The sequence below is a fragment of the Psychrobacter sp. Pi2-52 genome, assembly GCF_904846705.1.
Classification (GTDB): Bacteria; Pseudomonadota; Gammaproteobacteria; order Pseudomonadales; family Moraxellaceae; genus Psychrobacter.
Genome location: NZ_CAJHBS010000021.1, coordinates 13,173 through 30,398 on the forward strand (window position 1 = coordinate 13,173; position 17,226 = coordinate 30,398).

16 protein-coding genes are annotated in these 17,226 nt (G+C 43.5%); 10 read left to right on the forward strand and 6 right to left on the reverse strand.

From position 1 onward, the window contains the following. The first annotated feature begins 224 nt into the window (after positions 1–224). From JMY00_RS10970 to adk, 6 genes are all read left to right on the forward strand, one after another. Positions 225–1,559 (forward strand): hypothetical protein, encoded by a 1,335-nt coding sequence (locus JMY00_RS10970; RefSeq protein ID WP_201580176.1) that lies wholly within the window; start codon positions 225–227, stop codon positions 1,557–1,559. A gap of 280 nt (positions 1,560–1,839) precedes the next feature. Continuing rightward, complete coding sequence (locus JMY00_RS10975) at positions 1,840–3,870, forward strand: heme lyase CcmF/NrfE family subunit (RefSeq protein WP_201580177.1); 2,031 nt, start codon at positions 1,840–1,842, stop codon at positions 3,868–3,870. Position 3,871: 1 nt separating this feature from the next. Beyond that, the gene (locus tag JMY00_RS10980; protein WP_201580178.1) at positions 3,872–4,549 is read left to right on the forward strand and encodes a DsbE family thiol:disulfide interchange protein; all 678 of its coding nucleotides are present in this window, start codon (positions 3,872–3,874) and stop codon (positions 4,547–4,549) included. Then, positions 4,546–5,103 (forward strand): cytochrome c-type biogenesis protein, encoded by a 558-nt coding sequence (locus tag JMY00_RS10985; protein WP_201580179.1) that lies wholly within the window; start codon positions 4,546–4,548, stop codon positions 5,101–5,103. The genes JMY00_RS10980 and JMY00_RS10985 overlap by 4 nt, the downstream gene beginning before the upstream one ends. Continuing rightward, positions 5,100–6,380: a c-type cytochrome biogenesis protein CcmI gene (gene ccmI, locus JMY00_RS10990; RefSeq protein ID WP_160020809.1), complete on the forward strand. Its 1,281-nt coding sequence runs from the start codon at positions 5,100–5,102 to the stop codon at positions 6,378–6,380. Before JMY00_RS10985 ends, ccmI begins: the two co-directional genes overlap by 4 nt. A 340-nt stretch (positions 6,381–6,720) precedes the next feature. Beyond that, positions 6,721–7,374 (forward strand): adenylate kinase, encoded by a 654-nt coding sequence (adk, locus tag JMY00_RS10995; RefSeq protein WP_179798483.1) that lies wholly within the window; start codon positions 6,721–6,723, stop codon positions 7,372–7,374. 194 nt (positions 7,375–7,568) lie between these two features. Here the strand turns inward: adk and secB are convergent, their stop codons facing one another. The 4 genes from secB to rsgA all read right to left on the reverse strand — a co-directional run bounded on the left by secB (position 7,569) and on the right by rsgA (position 10,616). Next, positions 7,569–8,021 (reverse strand): protein-export chaperone SecB, encoded by a 453-nt coding sequence (gene secB, locus JMY00_RS11000; protein ID WP_057760989.1) that lies wholly within the window; start codon positions 8,019–8,021, stop codon positions 7,569–7,571. Positions 8,022–8,213: 192 nt separating this feature from the next. Further along, a complete protein-coding gene (gene grxC, locus JMY00_RS11005; protein WP_021813631.1) occupies positions 8,214–8,477 on the reverse strand; it encodes a glutaredoxin 3 in 264 nt (87 codons plus the stop codon). Between the two features lie 359 nt (positions 8,478–8,836). Next, positions 8,837–9,292, reverse strand: coding sequence for a rhodanese-like domain-containing protein (locus tag JMY00_RS11010; RefSeq protein WP_201567342.1), 456 nt, complete (start codon positions 9,290–9,292; stop codon positions 8,837–8,839). Positions 9,293–9,512: 220 nt separating this feature from the next. Then, positions 9,513–10,616, reverse strand: a complete 1,104-nt coding sequence (gene rsgA / locus JMY00_RS11015) for a ribosome small subunit-dependent GTPase A (protein ID WP_201580180.1) — start codon at positions 10,614–10,616, stop codon at positions 9,513–9,515. A gap of 230 nt (positions 10,617–10,846) precedes the next feature. Between rsgA and orn the strand changes: the two genes are divergently transcribed. After that, the gene (orn, locus tag JMY00_RS11020; RefSeq protein ID WP_057760984.1) at positions 10,847–11,434 is read left to right on the forward strand and encodes an oligoribonuclease; all 588 of its coding nucleotides are present in this window, start codon (positions 10,847–10,849) and stop codon (positions 11,432–11,434) included. A gap of 118 nt (positions 11,435–11,552) precedes the next feature. Here the strand turns inward: orn and JMY00_RS11025 are convergent, their stop codons facing one another. Continuing rightward, positions 11,553–12,437 (reverse strand): UDP-2,3-diacylglucosamine diphosphatase, encoded by an 885-nt coding sequence (locus JMY00_RS11025; RefSeq protein WP_201580181.1) that lies wholly within the window; start codon positions 12,435–12,437, stop codon positions 11,553–11,555. A gap of 123 nt (positions 12,438–12,560) precedes the next feature. Then, positions 12,561–13,076: a peptidylprolyl isomerase gene (locus JMY00_RS11030; RefSeq protein WP_057760980.1), complete on the reverse strand. Its 516-nt coding sequence runs from the start codon at positions 13,074–13,076 to the stop codon at positions 12,561–12,563. A 312-nt stretch (positions 13,077–13,388) separates the two neighbouring features. On the opposite strand from JMY00_RS11030, the gene JMY00_RS11035 reads away from it, so the two are divergent. The 3 genes from JMY00_RS11035 (at position 13,389) to JMY00_RS11045 (ending at position 17,083) form a co-directional block, all read left to right on the forward strand. After that, positions 13,389–15,128, forward strand: a complete 1,740-nt coding sequence (locus JMY00_RS11035; RefSeq protein ID WP_201580182.1) for a glutamine--tRNA ligase/YqeY domain fusion protein — start codon at positions 13,389–13,391, stop codon at positions 15,126–15,128. 432 nt (positions 15,129–15,560) lie between these two features. After that, a complete protein-coding gene (locus JMY00_RS11040) occupies positions 15,561–16,199 on the forward strand; it encodes a peroxiredoxin (protein WP_201580183.1) in 639 nt (212 codons plus the stop codon). Positions 16,200–16,420: 221 nt separating this feature from the next. Beyond that, complete coding sequence (locus JMY00_RS11045) at positions 16,421–17,083, forward strand: glutathione S-transferase family protein (RefSeq protein WP_201580184.1); 663 nt, start codon at positions 16,421–16,423, stop codon at positions 17,081–17,083. Positions 17,084–17,226: the final 143 nt, after the last annotated feature.

Here is a 17,226-nt window from a genome sequence, read left to right on the forward strand (position 1 = left end):
TTTTATTGGTTAACAGACGATATGAACCATGTCATCTTTAGTCACAACTTGCCGCTGGTCTATATGTGCTAATAAATGGCAAGTATGCTAAAATCAGGCGATTTATTTTATAGTAGTTATTATGGGCGGAGCGTCTTTTGAAACGTTCTCATTTTGCTAAAGTCTCGTTATCAGTAGCGACAGTATTAGCAACGACAATCAACCTGTCAGGGACTAGATAAGTCATGGACGTAAATTCATTATGGCAGACGATAGCTGAACACCCAGAGTTCTTTGCTATGCTGACCATTCCACCAGTGACGGCATTCGTCACTTGGGTACATGTGTGGATGGCGCTCAAGATGCTGTTCTATCCGGTCAAGTTCTGGGGTATTCGTATTCCGAACTTCCCGTTTTTTGGGTTGCCAGGTATCGGTTGGCAAGGTATCGTTCCGCGCAAAGCGGGCAAGATATCAGGGGTTATCGTTGACCAGACGCTCTCAAAACTCGGTTCACTTGATGAGTTTTTTAAGGCGATGGAGCCTGAGCAAATGGCGATATTTGTCACTGATACGGTGGACAAAAACCTTGAGCCATTGATTGATGAGGTAATGCTGGATCACTCGCCAGCATTGTGGGGCAACCTTCCTTACGCCCTAAAGCGCCGTGTCTATGCGCAAGCCCATAAAGAGCTCCCTAGTATTATGCAGTCGCTTGTGACAGATTTGACTTATCATGTCGAAGACTTGGTCGATATGCGCAAAATGATTGTCAATACCATGGAAAATGATCGTCGTTTGATGGTCAATATGTTTTTAAAAGTTGGGCAAAAAGAGATCGATTTTATCTGGCACATCAGTGCTTTGATTGGTCTGGTATTTGGTATTATCCAGATGTTTATATTTTTGGTAGTGCCGCAGCATTGGACCGTACCGTTCTTTGCTGCAATTTGGGGTTTTCTCACCAATTGGATTGCCATTTGGATGGTATTTAATCCAGTAGAGCCGCACTTCATACCTTATTTGAAGTTGTTTTCGGTGCAGAGTTGCTTTCCATTTATCAAACCTGTCATACCGCATATCGCAAAGTATCGTTTGCAAGGCGGCTTTATGAAGCGCCAAGAGGAAGTTTCTGAGGTTTTTGCTGAGATTGTGGTAAAAGATTTGGTCACTCTAGAAAACATCATGAATGAAATGATGTATGGCGATCGCTCAGCGCAAACCCGTGATTTGATGAAATCGCATCTATATACGGTGCTAGAGTCACCAGTGATTAGTACGACATTACGTGTGGGATTGGGTCGCCGTGATTATGGACAACTCAAAAATACCATTATCGATAAGTCTATTGTCGCGACGATGGTACCACTGCGAGATCCTGAGCTAAATGAAAGCCGAGCCAGTAAAATATTTGGTCTGTTTCGCGATAGAATACGTGCGCTCACGCCAAATGAGTTTCAGAACCTGTTACGTCCAGCTTTCCGTGAGGATGAGATGACGTTGATTGTTTTGGGCGGTTTGACTGGTTTTCTAGCAGGTTGGCTGCATTTAGTGTTAGTATTTTTCCCCTCGATGCAATAATGCATCAATAAGTATTTTTAATTAGTCACGAACGGCTGTATTGAATAAGCTTTGAATAACTAGAAAATGTAAAATTAACAACAGATAAGCATTTTGTATCAATCATTCATATTGATACGTCACAATGATAGTAGCGGGTTTTATGTGCTTCTACAGCAATTGAAACCTCAGTTTTTAACCGTAAACTATGACCGCATAAAGGACTATTAGCGTTTGCCAGTGGCTAGCAATGCCATCGGTGAACCCTTAATTGTATCCAAGGTAAACAAGGTTAGACCGTATGTTAATCACAGAATTGGGTTATTTTGCCTTGCTGGCCGCTTTTATACTGGCGATTTTGCAGGTGGTACTACCAACCATTGGCGTCATGCGTGACCACGTCGCTTGGCAGCGTTTGGCGCCAAGTCTGGCATGGGCACAATTTGCGGCAATGATTACCTCATTTGCAGCATTGATGGCAGGCTTTTATTACAACGACTTTAGTCTCGTCTATGTCACTCAGCACTCCAATACATTGCTGCCTTGGTACTATAAGCTGTCGGCGACATGGGGCGGACATGAAGGCTCGCTGCTACTGTGGATGACCATCATGGCCACTTGGTGTGCGCTGGTCTCTTACTTCAGTCGTGGGTTGCCGTTGTCCATGCGTGCGCGAGTGCTAGTGATACTGGCAGGCGTGCAGATGATGATGCTAGCGATGCTAATCTTTACCTCATCGCCATTCGATCGCACATTGCCCAATTTACCTGTTGATGGTGCGGATCTAAACCCTGTATTGCAAGATTTCGGTCTGATCATTCACCCACCGATGCTTTATATGGGTTACGTGGGTATGGTTGTGCCATTTGCGTTTTGTATGGCAGCACTGTGGGAAGGGCGTTTGGATGCGGTATGGACACGCTGGTCGCGTCCATGGGCATTGGCTGCTTGGGGTTTCTTAACAGTCGGTATCGCGCTTGGCTCATGGTGGGCTTATTATGAGCTTGGCTGGGGTGGTTGGTGGTTCTGGGATCCAGTAGAGAACGCCTCATTAATGCCATGGTTGGCAGGAACAGCGCTACTACATTCACTTGCTGTCACCGAAAAACGCGGTGTATTTAAAGCATGGACAATCATGCTCGCAATCTTTGCTTTTGCGCTTAGCTTGCTTGGTACGTTCTTAGTACGTTCAGGTGTCATCACGTCAGTGCATTCATTTGCCGCTGATCCAACGCGTGGTTTAGTGATTCTAGTCATTCTCGGTATCATCGTCGGCGGTGGTCTGTTGATGTTTGCGGTACGTGGTTGGCGTTTGACGGTCGAGAGTCAGTATCGACTTATCTCACGTGAATCATTTTTGGTAATTAACAACGTTATTATTCTCATTTCAACCTTAGTGGTACTACTGGGTACACTATATCCTATTATTGCTGATGCCTTTAATTTAGGTCAGGTATCTGTTGGCCCTCCATACTTCAACGCTCTATTTGTGCCGTTGACATGGCTGCTACTGGTGGCGATGGGTATGGGCTCTAATATCCGCTGGAAACAAGACAGCCGCCCGTTATTGGGTGCTGGTATGGTTATCGCGGTGAGCAGTTTGGTATTGGCCGCCATTATCACCTATTTTGCCAGTCCATCAGCGATGCTAAATATCGGTGTCACATTGGCGGTGAGCTTTTGGGTGTTGTTATGGATGGTTGTCGATTTCAAAGACAAGACCAAAAATGCACCAAGTCGTTTAAACGGCTTACGTCAGTTGCGTCTGAGCTATTGGGGTCAGCAAACCGCTCATATTGGTGTCATCATTGCAGTTATTGGTGTGGCATTTACCAGTACGTTGAGCATTGAGCGCGATGTGGCATTAGGGCCTAATGACAGTGTCAACGTGCAAGGCTATGACTTTACGGTAAAAGGTTTTAGTGAAGTAAAAGGCAGTAACTTTGACGCTACGCAAGCAGAAGTAACAGTCAGCAAAGACGGTCAAGAAGTGACCACGTTATATCCTGAAAAGCGTAACTATATTATCAGTATGATGCCGATGACGGAGGCTGCGATTGATGCCAATCTGATGCGTGATGTGTACGTAGCACTTGGTGAGCCAATTGCTGAAGATAGCAATGAATGGGCTTTCCGTATCTATGTCAAACCGCTTATCCGCTGGATATGGTTGGGTGCGCTTATCATGGCGTTTGGCGCATTGCTCAGCATGCTAGACAATCGTTACCGTATCAAAAAAACCAAAACACCTGCGCAAATCGCGGCCAAAAAATCAGGCTTTGCTACGGTTGCGGATTTGGATACGTCGGCTACAAAGATAGGGGAGCGTTAATATGACTACCTCAAACAATGAACCTGATAAAAAAGCTCAGCAACAGGCTGTCAACGAGATTAAAGCGCCAAGCAGCAATAGAGTAAAAACTAAGAAAAAACTTAAAATTGGGTTTTTGATTCCGCTGGTTATCTTTATTGGGGTGCTTTATCTGCTAGGTAATCAGCTAGGTAAACCGACTGAAGTAGTGATGAACACCGCGCTTGAGCGTCCAGTACCTGCCTTTGAGTTGCCATTATTATCAGATACCAGTCGTATCATGACGAATGACAACCTGCCAGATAAGCCATTCCTCATGAATATTTGGGGCTCTTGGTGTCCAACTTGTATCATTGAGCATCCTTTTTTGATGAAGCTAGAAGAGCGCGGTATTAACTTGGTGGGCGTAAACTACAAAGATGATATTGGTGATGCGTTAGGGTATCTGAATCGCGGTGGTGACCCGTTCTCTATGTCTATTCAGGACTTGTCAGGACAGTTCGCTCTAGATTTGGGTCTGACTGGTGCGCCTGAGACTTTTATCGTCGATGGTGATGGGATTATTCGTCAGCATATCATCGGTGAGATCAATGAAAGCAATTGGCAAAGTCGTATTACGCCTTGCTTGATGGTACTCAATGACGCTAGTAATAATGGGGTCAGTCCAGATCCGAGCCAGGTTGAGGAGGCGTGCAAATGATAGCCTACCAAATAAGAAAGGCGACCATAAAGTTAGTAAGCTTGTTTATCGCTTGTCTATTGAGCATAGCAAGCTTTGCTGCCATTGATGTCTACGATTTTGATTCTGTGCAACAAGAAGCCCAGTACCGTGGTCTTATCGAAGAGCTGCGCTGCCCGAAATGTCAAAACCAAAACTTGGCAGGGTCTGATGCACCCATTGCGCAAGACTTAAAGCAAAAAACCTATGATTTGATAAAAGATGGGCGTAGTGATGGCGAGATTCGAGCCTATATGCAAGAGCGCTATGGCGACTTTATCAGTTATAAGCCGCCAGTACGTCCTTCAACATGGATTTTATGGTTTTTCCCACCGTTATTATTGATCGTTTTATTGGTCGGTTGGTTTTGGCAAAGTAAACGCCGTCAGCTTGTCGCCAGCGGTGAGAGTGGTGTAGCAGTAGACAACCATGTCAAAGCGTTGTCTGCCGCTGAAAAAGCAGAACTTGATCGCTTATTGTCACGAGCCAATAACGATGACAAAGACGACACTACAAGCCTTGGGGGCAAAAAATGACCATATTTTCTACTGTTGGCTTATTTATTGCGCTGAGTTTACTTGTCGCTCTACTATTGGGCATTATCACTATTAAGCCATGGTTAAGAGCACCGCGTTCGCATAGTAAGCCTGTGGACAATCAACTGCTGGATATCAACGTTGCTGTGTTTCGTGAGCGACTAGCAGAGCTGAAAACAGACAAAGACAGTGGTATCATTGATGACCATCACTATCAAAACCAGAAGCTTGAGCTTGAACGTCAGCTTTTGGATGCTCAGCGTGAAGTGTCACCGATGGTCACGCCAGGTATCAAAAGCCGATTAATTATTATGGTTTGGGTGCCTGTATTAACGGCCATGGCATATCTGATGGTCGGTGATCGCACACCTGTATTTGAGCTATGGGCTGCTGAGGACAAAGTCGGTCAAGTGGCGGACGATTTATTAACAGGTAGAATCGATCAGCCACCGGCTTGGGCAATTGAAGATGGTAATCAGCTGATTAGTGCCATGCAGACTAACGTCTATCGTCATGCCAGTGACTACAATCGCTGGATGCGCTTATCAGAGCTGTTCTTGTCATTAGAGGCGACTGATTCGGCATTAGAGGCTTTGTCGCGCGCTTATCGTCTATCACCTGATAACGAAGAGATTGCGACCACTTATGCGCAGATTAGTTTCTTTGCTAATAAGGGTCAGTTAGATGCCAATAGCCGCCGAGTGTTAGAAAACATACTGGCCAAAAACCCAGAGCATGAAGGCGCACAGATGCTTATGGCGATGGGTGAAGCACGCGCTAGTAACTTCGATCAAGCGCAAGGCTGGATTAAACGTCTGCGTGACAGTATCGCGGCCAAACCAGGCGATCATACGCAAGCGCTATCAAGTCTAGACGAGCTCAGCGCTAATGTGGTGATGCAGCAGCAGCAAGCCTCTGAAGGCGTCGAGGTGACAGTCAAAATAAATGCTAGTCTGTTACCATTGGTAAAAGCTGACGATACACTGTTTGTGGCGATACGTGACGTGAAAGGTGGTCCACCATTTGCCGCGAAGCGTCTACCAATTAGCAATATCAAACAAGGCGAAGCAGTTATCAGCCTAAGTGATCTTGATGCTATGATGCCAGAGCGTACCCTAGGGTCGGCTCGTTCTGATAAAGTGCAGCTAGCGGTCATCGCTCGTATCAGTCATAGTGGCAATGCTACCGCAGAGTCAGGCGACCTCTCGGGCAATCCCGTGGTTATCAGTGCAGAACAAAATCAAGTCAATGTGGAGATTAATCAGCAAGTTCCATAGTCATAGTAGTAATATAAATACCTGACGTTAATAGTATTTATTATACAGACGCTGTTGCTCAGCATAGCCTCGAGCAACAGTGCTATGATTGTTCTAATTTGATAAAGATGTGAAGTGAAGATGACCCAGATATATAAATGGGCATTTTAAACGCAGTCAATGCTGCTACTTTTTATCTTGAATTGACCATGTATGAACAGATAAGTCATGCCAACTTATCACATCAATAGTGAAAATACTTGAGCTTTGCAGGGCCACAAGGTAAGGTAGCTTTGCAAACAACTAATCCCAGAGTTTTATTAATCCCAAAATCCTATCTATTAAGGAGAGTCGTGTAATGATGCGTATTATTTTACTAGGACCACCAGGCGCCGGTAAAGGTACCCAAGCCCAGTTTATTTCTAAAGAATATGATATTCCACAGATCTCAACTGGCGACATGCTACGTGCAGCAATCAAAGAGGGTAGCGAGCTTGGCAAAAAAGCCAAAGATATCATGAATGCTGGTGGTTTGGTTTCTGATGACCTCATTATCAACCTAGTGAAAGAGCGTATCGCTAAGCCTGATTGTGTGAATGGTTGTATCCTAGATGGTTTCCCGCGCACTATTCCTCAAGCGCAAGCACTTGCAGACGCCGATGTTGCTATCGACCATGTTATCGAAATCAGTGTACCTGATGACGAAATCGTGAGCCGTTTGTCTGGCCGTCGTCAGCATCCAGGTTCAGGTCGTGTTTATCATGTCGATCACAATCCACCAAAGGTTGAAGGCATCGATGACGTTACTGGTGAAGCGCTTATCCAGCGTGAGGATGACCAAGAAGCGACTATTCGTGACCGTCTATCTACTTATCATGAGCAAACATCAGCATTGGTTGGTTTTTACCAAGACAAAGCTAAAGAAGGCGGTGATGCGCCTAACTATGACAAGTTTGATGGTACGCAAGGTATCGATGACGTTAAGCAGCAAATCCTATCTGCACTAAAAGGCTAATTATCGATATTAGCTAAGTGATTTAGCCAGTCGATGTAGTCGGTGAAGACCCTGTTTAATAGCAGGGTTTTTTTTATGGCTGATGACTTTATACCTCATAAAACATACCCACAAAAAAACCGCTTACTCATTATAAGTAAACGGTCTTTTATCAAATACATGACTGATAAAGCTCATATATTTTTGGTTAGCGCTTATGCGTTACCTTGAGCATCAACTTGTGCTTGCTGCTGACTCTGTGCATATGCTTGATCAAAGTTCACAGGTGCTAGTAGCAATTGTGGGAAGCTACCACGCGTCACGATATCACTGATGACTTCACGAGCATATGGGAACAACACATTAGGGCAGTATGCGCCTAGGATTTGACCGATTTGATCTTCTGGAATGTCTTTTAGTAAGAAGATACCTGCTTGATGCACTTCAGCGATAAATGCTGCTTCTTCCGCATTTTTGGCAGTAACGCTCACAGTTAGGATGATTTGATAATGATCGTCATCTAGTTTTTCAGCGTTGCTAGACAAATTGATATCAAGCTCTGGGTTCCACTCTTTGGTGAATACGCTAGCGCCTGGCACTTCAAGTGACATGTCTTTTACGTAGATGCGTTCTAGTGCCAATTGTGGTTGTGCTTGTTCTTCAGCCATGGTAAATCCTCTAAAATTAAATCAAATGATTGGGCAAATCGTTATTTTAATAAACGTTCATTGTAATATAAATCGAGACTATTTTTTGGTATTGTCTCGATATTTTTTATTATTACTTCTTACTGCTCTATTAAAACGTGCCACTGCCTATCTTTACATAAATAAAGACAGACAGTAAAGAAAGGTAGCAGATTAACCTGCCAATAGCTCGTCAAGTTTGCCTTGCTGGTTCATTTGGTTAAGCTCATCAAAACCACCGACAAAGGTTTCACCAACGAAGATTTGCGGCACAGTGCGGTAGTTATTGGTTTTTTTCATCAACGCTTGACGCTCTTCGCTGCTCATATCGTGCATGCCGATTTCTTCATAATCAACGCCTTTGGTTTTTAGTAGTTGTTTGGCGTTTGAGCAGTATGGGCAGATAGGGGTAGTGTAAACTTTTACAGATACAGTCATGGTAAATCCTTATTTATAAATTTATGGGATAACAAACATATTATAAAGAGCATGATAAATTATCATAGTCTAAGCGTTGGTATAGTCTGTTATCAATGAGTAAAGTAAAAATGCATTCGGTGATGCTCATAACTAAAGTGGGGATGGGCATAACAAATTCAAGCCGTTTTGGCTCAAAACGTATTTTAGTGCTATAAAACCTGATAAATAGGTCATAAAAAATAAACCATAAAAAAAGACACCTGATAAAAAGGTGTCTTTTTTATAGCGTTGGTAGCGCTGATAACGTTAGTCAGGTCGCATAAACATCAGCTAAGCGATGTGTATAAACGCTTCACTTAAGCGCCTATACAGATCTATTACTTGCTTAGACTTGGTTTTGTTTTACCTTTAGCCTTTGCTTTGGCGTCTTTTACACCAACCAATGGCATGCCAGCGCCTTGCCAGCCGCCAATACCGCCATCTAAGCGATAGACACTATCTTTACCAATCATCTGAATCGCAGCGCCTGCTTGAACGCCCATGTCGCAGATGATAATCACTGGCTGCTCAATCGCGCGAATCTCTTCTAAGCGGTCTTTGAGGTCAGTGAACGGTATGTTACGGCTGCCTTGAATATAGCCTGATTCAAACTTCTTCTTAGCGCGAATATCGATAAGTTGCGCGTTTTGAGAATTGACCATCATGCCAAGCGTGTTAGGCGATATCTTTCTACCGCTACGTTTGTTTTCAATCGTAAAAAACAGTATAGCAAGTACGGCTAATATACCAAATAAAAACGGGTGGTTGCCCACAAATTCCAGCGCACGATCCAAACCATACCTCCAAAAAAATAAGTGTTCTATTAAGCTGAGAAGACAGCCCAATGATAGTGAACAAGGCGCTATTATACCGATAAGGTCATCTATAGTAAACGGGCGATGACACGGGCAGTAATTGAGCGGTTATTGTACCTATCTATAGATCTTCTCAGCCTAATAAAAATATCTACTCACAAGACCGTTTTAATTAAAGCGGTCACTAACAAGCCAAATATTAATAAGGCTTAGTATCAGCCTCTTCTCGTAGCGTGACGAGGTTTTCAACGCGGCGCTGCAATACCTCACCATCAGCTACTGCTTGCCATAGTGCGCAGCCTTTGCTGTTGTGAGTATGGCGACAGTCACGGAATTGGCAACCGCCGGCCAATGGTGCTAGCTCGACGAAGCCTGAAATAATATCTTCAGGAGTAAGATGCCAAATGCCATATTCACGAATCCCTGGTGTATCGACGATACCGCCTTGAGTGAGGTCTTCTGGATTGAATGGCAGCAGTCGACTGGTCGTAGTGGTGTGCTGACCAAGCTTAGAGTTTTGCGAGATAATATTGACGCTCTGTCCAGAGTCAGGCAGTAGGGCGTTGATTAGACTGCTTTTGCCGACACCAGATTGACCCGCGAAGATCACCAGCTTTTTATCTATATAGCGTTTTAGCTCATCAAGGCCTTCTTGCTCATCGCTCTCAGCAATATTTTCAGGGCAATCGACCGAAGTTAGAACACTTTCATAACCAAGCGCGGCATACTGCGCCAATAATTCATTGGTATCTACATCATTTTCTTGCGCTAATAAGTCTGCTTTGTTGAGTACCAATAGTGGTTTTACCCCTGCATGATGGCATACCACAAGATAGCGATCGATTAACGTTGGCGCAGCGGCAGGCAGTGGCGCAAAAACAATCGCCAAAATATCGACATTGGCGGCAACAGGTTTGAGCTTGTGATAGCGGTCAGGACGAGAGACCAGCGATGTACGCGGTTTGACCGCTTCGATACGTCCAAAACCAGTATTAGAGTCGGCATTCCAGCGTACTTGATCACCAGCAGCTAGCATCGGTAGATTGGTACGCACATGACAGCGCCAAATATCATTTAACTCAAGCGTTTGCCAAAACGGCTCAGGATCATCAGGGGCAATCTCTGGCTGCTCAGGTATAACAGCAGGCAGGCTAGTGACTTGTACTTCTAGTTGCTTACCGTAATGCGCCATGACCACGCCATCCATCAAACTGTCATCAATACTATCTTGATTGGACAGTTGCTGCTTGTCGATGCGACGAATCTGTTGTTTAGTCAGTTTGCGTTGCCGGATTAATGCCATGGGTTTTTGACCTATTATAAAAATATTGCTAAGTGTAGCGTGAAAATTTGCTAACATACAGCCTAAAGCGTCTGCGGCAGACAGTGGTTTTGTAATATTTTGGCTGCTTGCTAGATTTTTTGAATCAATCAGTGCATTACAATGCTGCCTGAATATGAGTATTCAACCGCAATACGTTTTTCAAATTATGTTTAAAGCTGTCCCAAAATTTAATGACCATAGGATATTGTATGACTACCGGTGACCATCCCAATAAGATTAAAATCAAAAATCAAGGCAAAAAAGGGCTGGTGTGGATTGATTTAGAAATGACCGGACTTGATACCTTAAACGATGAGATTATCGAGATTGCTACTGTCGTTACTGACGAAGATTTGAATGTGCTTGCTGAAGGGCCTGTATTTGCTATCAAGGTATCAGATCAAGTCTTAAATAAAATGGATGACTGGAATACCAAGCAGCATGGTCAATCAGGATTAGTCGATCGTGTACGTCGTAGTACGGTGACATTGGCAGAAGCCGAAGCGGAGACCATCAAGTTCCTGAATAAATGGGTTGATAGTGGTAAGTCACCAATGTGCGGCAACTCTATTTGTCAAGATCGCCGCTTTATGGCGCGCCAAATGCCAGAGCTTGAGCGCTTCTTTCATTATCGTAACCTTGATGTATCGTCAATTAAAGAGCTGTGTTTCCGCTGGCGTCCTGACATCTTAAAGAACTTCGAAAAAGGTGGCAGTCATTTAGCATTGGATGATATTCGCGACTCTATCCGTGAGCTAAAGCATTATCGTCAGCATTTCTTTAAATTAATACCTTAAAAAGCAAGCAAGCGATAAGCTATTTAAAAGTGTAGTAAAAGAATTGTAGTAAACATAAAAAGGGTCTGTTGATATTTCAACAGACCCTTTTGTTTTTTAGATAGGTTCAACGATAAAATCAAACAAGCATTGTAAACTCAAACAATCCAAACTCAGCATCATTACTGCTTAAATCGTTACTATTCAAACCGTCATTTGAATGCTCGTCGCCTGTTACTGCACCAATCACGGCACTGACTTTCGGCTGGCGAGTGTCTTTATCTAATAATCGCCAGTCGCCAAGCACGTAGCACTTTTTATCATTAGTTACCTGATGAATGTCTGGACGATGAGTATGTCCGTGTAATAATGCATCACTAGTAGCAATAGCCTGACGTACAGCTTTATCATTCACATCCATGATATGAGCAGCTTTGTTCGCATTATTCTGCTGGCTTCGTTGACGCATGTTATCTGCGATGGCTAAGCGTTTTTCTAATGACTTATTAAGCAGGTACCACTGGGTTAAGCGGTTGCGCATAATTTTGCGAAAGAACTGATATTTTTTATCATCAGTACAGAGCGCATCACCGTGTTCTAAGCGGTAATTCTGCTGACCAATAGGCAAAGTATATGGCTCGCTGATTAGCTCACCACCGAACAGATTACAAAACGGCTGACCCAACAAGAAGTCACGATTGCCATGCATGACCAATATTTCACAGCCATTGATACGTAGCTGCTTTAGCTTTGCAATCAATGGGGTTAGCCAATGCGTTATTTGTTCATCCTCTGACCTTTTCTCTTTTAATAGGGACAAGTAGGTATCATCACCCAGCCACACCTCAAACCAATCACCCAATATAAAAAGGTGTTTGAGCGCTGGTAGCGCTAGACAGTCATCTAATAGCGCCAAAAAAGCCTGCACTAAGGCAGGCTCCTGAGGCGATAAATGCAAATCGCTAATCAATACTTGCCGCACTTGATGAGGGCGGGTCGTGATTAAGTGATCAAAACTTTGCATTTATCTTGGTCCTCGTGACTTATCGTATAGCGAGCATGATTTAATAAACTCTATTAAAAAATGCTCGCTCATTCACAGCTATCGCTAAGTAACTATTACTGAATAGCTGCTATTGAATGACTATTACTGAGTAATAATGGTTGCTGAGTTGATAACAACTGGCTCTTTTGGCACATCAGCATGCATGCCGAAACGACCAGTTGGTACGCTGCGCATTTTCTCGATAACGTCCATACCACTTGTTACTTTACCAAATACGGTGTAACCCCAACCTTGCATGTTTTTGCCAGAGTGGTTTAGGAAGTCGTTGTCTTTTACGTTGATGAAGAACTGGCTAGTCGCTGAATGCGGATCTTGGGTACGCGCCATTGCGATAGTACCTTTGTCATTTTTTAGACCATTGTCCGCTTCGTTTTCGATAGGCGCATTGGTTGGTTTTTCATTCATCTCAGCGTCCATTCCGCCGCCTTGAATCATGAAACCATCAATGATGCGATGGAAAATTGTACCGTCATACTGACCAGATTTTACGTAGTTTAAAAAGTTTTCTACGGTTTTCGGTGCTTTTTCTTCGTTGAGTTCGATAACGATCGCACCCATATTGGTTTCAAGTTCTACTACTGGTGGCATGTCTACCATGGGATATTCCTTTTTGATTGCAGCGCCTTAAATAGCACTATTGTGAGTGGTGGTTAAAAAGTTACGGGTAGTCTAACGGCTTTTTTATCCCGTGTCATGTATCAGGCTGTTAATGCGTTTGCGAAACCTGATAGAATAACGCAACTTTACCCATTTTTGACAAATTTTGATAATGCGGTCGCACTATCTAAGTTTTAATATTCTCGCTTTATTTTAATATTCTCGTTTTATTTTAATACTTTAGTTTAAACGTTTTGTGATGCGTGATGACACGCACCATGAATTGACAATTTGCGTTAGGAGCAATGCCCGATGAGTGATCACTCAAGCAACAATGCACAAAAAGATGAACCAAAAAACGATTTTATTCGTAATATCATTCGTGACGATGTCAATGCGCAAAAATATCAGCAAATTGTAACGCGCTTTCCGCCTGAGCCAAATGGCTACCTGCATTTAGGCCATGTGAAATCTATCTGCTTAAACTTTGGTGTGGCCAAAGAGTTTGGTGGTGTGTGCAACCTACGTTTTGATGACACCAACCCAACTGCTGAGAAGCAAGATTACATCGACAATATTAAGAACGATGTGCAGTGGTTAGGTTTTGAGTGGGCAGGCGAGGCGCATCATGCCTCAGGTTATTTCGATCAGTTGCATGCATGGGCAGTTCAGTTGATTGAGCAAGGCGACGCTTATGTTGATTTGCAAACCCCTGAGCAAATCAAAGAAAACCGCGGCTCATTTAATGAAGCGGGAACGCCTTCACCATATCGTGATGCCAGTGTTGAAGAAAACCTAGCGCTTTTCAACGATATGAAAGATGGTAAATACGCTGAAGGAAAGGCTATTTTGCGTGCCAAGATTGATATGGCCAGCCCAAATATGAACCTACGTGATCCTGTTATCTATCGCGTGATGCATCAAGCGCATCATCAGACTGGTGATAAATGGTGCATCTATCCGATGTATGATTTTGCTCATCCACTCTCGGATGCGTTAGAAGGGATTACCCATTCATTATGCACGCTTGAGTTTGAAGATCATCGTCCATTTTATGATTGGGTTATCGAAAAAATCGGCTTTGACGTACCGCCGCATCAGTACGAGTTTAGCCGCTTAAACGTTGATCATACATTGACCAGTAAGCGTAAGTTAAAGCAACTGGTAGATGAAGGTATCGTTAGTGGTTGGAATGATCCCCGTATGCCGACCGTTGCTGGCATGCGTCGCCGTGGTTATACGCCAGAGGGCTTGCGTGATTTTTGTGAGCGTGTGGGTGTGACCAAAGCGGATAGTGTGGTTGATTTCCGTTTACTAGAGTTTAGTGTTCGTCAATCGTTAGAGACAACTACTGGTCGCGGTATGGCAGTCCTAAAGCCATTGAAAGTGACGATCACTAACTTTAGCGAGGCGGTAAGCAGTTGGGAGTCACAAAAAGCCGATAGCGTTAATGCGCGTTTTGACGATGCGACTCAGACGCTTTGGTTGACTCAGCCAAACCATCCTAACGTCGATATGGGCGAGCGTGAGATTCCGTTTACCGAGACGCTATACATCGATCAAGGTGATTATGAGATTGAACCGCCAGCAGGCTACAAGCGTCTCTCTCCAGAAAAGCCAGAGATTCGTCTGCGTAACACCTATGTGTTAGCCGTCACTGAGCATATCACTGATGAAAATGGCAATGTCGTTGAGCTAAAAGCGACGATTGATCCTGCTACTTTGGGCAACAACCCTGAGGGTCGCAAGGTCAAAGGTGTGATTCATTGGGTATCAGCCAGTCAAGGTGTGCCAGCGACAGTACGCATGTACGAGCAGCTATTCAGTGCTGAGGACCCAAGTGGCGTCGCTGATGTTCATCAAGCGCTAAACCCGAACTCGCTCACTGAGCTAAATGCAGTAGTTGAACCATCTTTGGTCAATGCAGATGCTGGCACGCGCTTCCAGTTTGAGCGTGAAGGTTACTTCATCTCTGACAGCGAAGATCACAGCACTGATAAGCCAGTATTTAACCAAATCGTTAGCTTACGTGATAGCTATAAGCCAGCTTAATTTATGTTGGCTTAGTATTTAAAAGTATCCTTATCCAAATGAATATTTTGAAATAATACTGAACAATAGTAGTTTATAAGTTAGCCCATTTCTAGTACGCTAGGGATGGGTTTTTTTGTGTGTAGTTATAAAGTTAAGTATGATTATAGTGCGAGTTTTGCTTATGGGATGCAGGTATGGTGGTTTAATTATTTATCAAAGCTGCTTGTCCATAAAAATTCATTAAAAAATTTGTCCATCAGCTTAGAGGTAAATGGAATAACCGCATTACAATCCGTCACAAGACATTCATAACCAGTTTGTTAAGATAAAGTCAGTTTTTACGGATGTGCTTTATGTTATATTTGATAGCTGAGCACGTCGATGACAATAATAGAACGCGAGGCCGACGTGTCGATACAAGCGTTCATTCACATAGCTAAGGAATAAAGCATGGCACATTTACGTTTAGGCGATACCGCACCAAACTTTGACGCTGCGACCACAGAAGGCGATATTAATTTTCACGAGTGGGCAGGCGATCATTGGGTGGTTTTTTTCTCACATCCATCAGACTTTACCCCAGTATGTACCACTGAGCTTGGTCGTACCGCAGCACTAGGCGGTGAGTTCCAGAAGCGCAATGTTAAACCAATTGCGCTATCGGTTGATGGTTTAGAAGATCATAAAGGTTGGGTAAGTGACATTGAAGAAACCCAAGGTACTGCTGTCAATTTCCCTATCATTGCAGACCCTGAGCGCAAGGTTGCAGATCTTTATGACATGATTCATCCAAATGCTGACAATACAGCGACGGTCAGAAGTGTGTTTATTATTGATCCTAAGAAAAAAGTACGCTTAACACTGACTTATCCAGCCAGTTGTGGCCGTAACTTTGATGAGATTATCCGTGTGATTGATGCGATGCAATTGTCTGATGAATATAACGTAGCAACGCCTGTTGATTGGAAAGATGGCGACGACGTTATCATTCCTCCAAGCGTGAAAAACGAAGATATCGCTGCTAATTATCCTAAAGGTCACAAAGAGATTAAACCGTATCTACGTACCACACCTGCACCAAACAAATAATTAGACTGATGTATAAATGTGATTAAATAAAGCCCCATGACTCAAGGTTATGGGGCTTTTGCTATTTTTACCTCATGAATAATAAGCCTTTGCCATGACGGTCAGAGTAGGCTATAACTATGGTATGGAGTATCAATAGATAGGTGCTCATTAGTGCCACCATCATAATAAGGCGTATCAGCGCCAAATCGCTGTCCAATCATTCTTACAAGGAGTTTGCTATGAAAAAACTATATATTACCCGTACAGCGCCCAATCCGCGTAAAGCGCTTATCTTATTGGCTTCAAAAGGTATCGATGTCGATGACATGGATGATGTGGATGTGATTGATATTGATTTTGCGGCAAATGAGCAAATGTCAGAAGCCTTTACGCAAATGAATCCGATGCAGACCGTACCTGTTTTGACCTTAGATGATGGTACGGTATTGAATGATTCTCAGGCAGTTTGTGAGTATCTGGATCGCGTCTATGGTGAGCGTTCTGTTATGGGCAATGACGTGATACAGCGTGCCCAAGTGTGCTCGATGCGCCGTATTGCTGAGTTTGAGGTGATGTATAATTTCATGCTAGCGTTTCAGCACAGTCATCCGTCTAAAGCCCAGCGTGTTGAACAAGTGCCAGAATTTGTTGCGCCATCAATTGCCCGTGCTGTCAAAGCCATGGGGTATTTTGAGACAATCCTAGAAGGTCGTGAGTATCTGGTGGGTGAGCAATTGAGCTTTGCAGATATCGTGCTGTATTTGGGCTTAGATTTTGGTAAAGTGCTCAAGGTTGATCCTAATGAGCAAGGCAAAAACTTAGCCCGTTTTTATCAAATGATGAACGAGCGCTTTAGTATCAAAAACATGGCTAAAGCCAAACCTGCCAGTGTGAATGACTAAAAGGTTCTAGGGCGTGTCCTCAATTCAATCGATAGTTATCTAAATGGGTTAAAAATGGCTAAATCTTGCCAAATGGCGTCAAATAGCTGACTAATATCTCGATATTATCTGCGCTATTTTCCTTGTTTGACTGCCATTTATCT